Raw genomic sequence first — 2,546 nt, 5'->3', positions numbered from 1 at the left:
CCCCGTGGGGTGCCCGCCCTTTCGTGCGTCAGCGTCAGGCGCTGCGGCGCAGCTTGCCGGCGCGCAGGAGCTCGAGACGCTCGTCGAGGAGCTCCTCCAGCTCGGAGACTGTGCGCCGCTCGAGCAGCATGTCCCAGTGGGTGCGCTGGGGCTTCGTGGCCTTCGGCTCGGGCTTCTCGGCGTCGCGCAGGAGCGCCTCCTCACCACACCGGCACTCCCACACCGGAGGCACCTCGGCCTCGGTGGAGAACGGCAGGATGATGGTGTGGCCGTTGGGGCAGTCGTAGTGCGCCTGGAACCGCGGGGCGAAGTCCACGCCCTCGTCGGACTCCATGCTCTTGCTGCCGATGCTCATGCCGCGCAGGGACCGGTCGGGCATGTCGTCCTCCTGGAGGTCGGTGGGAAGGGGCCTGAGGGTCCAACGCGGTCCCGGCGGCGGATGTTCCGCCGGTGCGTGAAGGTCCCGTGAAGCACGGTCCACACCGAGTGCCGCAGACGTGGCATGGTGGCGATGGACGTGACGGTTGCCCCCTCAGGCTGGCCAGTCGGCGCGTCGTGCGCAACTTGAGACCGCCCTGCAGGCACCCTTTGTGCGCGACGTCACCCGATGGCGGCAGGGCGCGGGGAACAACGGCAGGGGTGCCACGGTTCAGCCGCATGTACATGCAAACGCATGAACCTAGGCCTCAGGTCCACGAGAGCCACGAGCAGGGAGTGCAGCCGTGCAGTTCGGAATCTTCTCCGTCAGCGACGTCACCACCGATCCCACGACGGGCCGCACGCCCGACGACACCGAGCGGGTGCGCGACATGCTCACCATCGCCCGGCACGCCGACGAGGCCGGCCTCGACGTCTTCGCCACCGGCGAGCACCACAACCCGCCGTTCGTCGCGTCCTCGCCCACCACCATGCTCGGTTACCTGGCGGGCGTCACCAAGCACATCACCCTGTCGACGGCGACCACGCTGATCACCACCAACGACCCGGTGCGCCTGGCCGAGGAGTACGCGATGCTCCAGGTCATCTCCGACGGGCGGATGGACCTCATGATGGGACGTGGCAACACGGGCCCGGTCTACCCCTGGTTCGGTCAGGACATCCGCCAGGGCATCCCGCTGGCCGTCGAGAACTACGCCCTGCTGCGCCGCCTGTGGACCGAGGACGTCGTGGACTGGGAGGGCAAGTTCCGCACCCCGCTGCAGGGCTTCACCTCCACCCCGCGCCCGCTGGACGGCGTGCCGCCGTTCGTGTGGCACGGCTCGATCCGCAGCCCCGAGATCGCGGAGCAGGCCGCGTACTACGGCGACGGCTTCCTGCACAACAACATCTTCTGGCCGATGCACCACACCCGGCAGATGGTGCGCTTCTACCGTCAGCGGTTCGAGCACTACGGCCACGGCCGTGCCGACCAGGCGATCGTCGGGCTCGGCGGTCAGGTGTTCATGCGCAAGCGCTCGCAGGACGCGTGGAACGAGTTCCGGCCCTACTTCGACGAGGCGCCCGTGTACGGTCACGGCCCGTCGATGGAGGACTTCACGCGCGAGACGCCGCTGACCGTGGGCTCGCCCCAGCAGGTCATCGACCGGTACGCGTCGTTCGTGGACGAGGTGGGCTACTACCAGCGCCAGCTCTTCCTGGTCGATCACGCCGGCCTGCCGCTGAAGTCCGTGCTCGAGCAGATCGACCTGCTCGCCTCCGACGTCGTGCCCGAGCTGCGCAAGATCGTCGAGGCCAAGCGGCCCGCCGACGACGTGCCGCTGAACCCGCCCACGCACGCCGAGCGCGTCGCCGCCGCCCGCGCCGCGGGCCAGGCGGGCGCCACCCACGTCGGTGACACCTCGGACCCGTACACCGGTACCGTTGCTGAGGGCACCCAGTCCGCAGGATCGCAGGAGGCACGCGCATGACCACGCCCACGAGCACCCCGGGCGTCCCCGGCACCGCCGGCCGCACCCTCGCCGTCGTCTCGGCCGGGCTGTCCCAGCCGTCCTCGACCAGGCTGCTGGCCGACCGGCTGACCGACGCGACCGTGCGCGAGCTCGAGGACCTCGGGCACGGCGTGCGCGTCGAGACGATCGAGCTGCGCGACGTCGCCCACGCCGTGGTCGACGCCATGCTCACCCGGTTCCCGACCGGCGACCTCGCCGGGGCGCTGGAGTCGGTGACCGGCGCCGACGGCCTCATCGCCGTCTCGCCCGTGTTCACCACGAGCTACTCCGGGCTGTTCAAGTCCTTCTGGGACGTGGTGGACCCCGACGCGCTGACGGGCATGCCCGTCCTGCTCGGCGCCACCGGCGGCACGGCACGCCACTCCCTGGCGCTGGAGTACGCGATGCGGCCCCTGTTCACCTACCTGCGGGCCGACGTCGTACCCACCAGCGTGTTCGCCGCCACGGACGACTGGGCCGCGAGCGCCGACGACCCTGCCGCGGGCCTGCCCCGGCGGATCGCCCGCGCGGGCCGCGAGCTCGCCCAGCGGGTCGCGCGCCGGGAGAACGACGGCCCCGCCGACCCGTTCGCCGCCACCCCGAGCTTCACCGAGCTCC

At 71.2% G+C, this 2,546-nt stretch carries 3 protein-coding genes; 2 read left to right on the top strand and 1 reads right to left on the bottom strand.

The window, feature by feature from the left end:
• Nucleotides 1–34 precede the first annotated feature (34 nt).
• The gene (locus tag ACFT55_RS19930; RefSeq protein ID WP_225566476.1) at nucleotides 35–379 is read right to left on the bottom strand and encodes an RNA polymerase-binding protein RbpA; all 345 of its coding nucleotides are present in this window, start codon (nucleotides 377–379) and stop codon (nucleotides 35–37) included.
• Between the two features lie 343 nt (nucleotides 380–722).
• On the opposite strand from ACFT55_RS19930, the gene ACFT55_RS19925 reads away from it, so the two are divergent.
• Complete coding sequence (locus tag ACFT55_RS19925) at nucleotides 723–1,907, top strand: LLM class flavin-dependent oxidoreductase (RefSeq protein WP_380245590.1); 1,185 nt, start codon at nucleotides 723–725, stop codon at nucleotides 1,905–1,907.
• Nucleotides 1,904–2,546: FMN reductase (locus tag ACFT55_RS19920; RefSeq protein WP_380245589.1), on the top strand; the 643-nt coding region annotated here is incomplete at its 3' end. The genes ACFT55_RS19925 and ACFT55_RS19920, both read left to right, overlap by 4 nt.

The organism is Isoptericola sp. NPDC057191 (assembly GCF_042670225.1).
In the GTDB taxonomy this organism is placed as follows: domain Bacteria; phylum Actinomycetota; class Actinomycetes; order Actinomycetales; family Cellulomonadaceae; genus Isoptericola.
This window is presented reverse-complemented; position numbering and strand designations above follow the sequence as displayed.

Bases quoted from the DNA above. Each gene is read 5' to 3' on its own strand.
- ACFT55_RS19930 (WP_225566476.1), bottom strand. From the start codon at position 379: ATGCCCGACCGGTCCCTGCGCGGCATGAGCATCGGCAGCAAGAGCATG.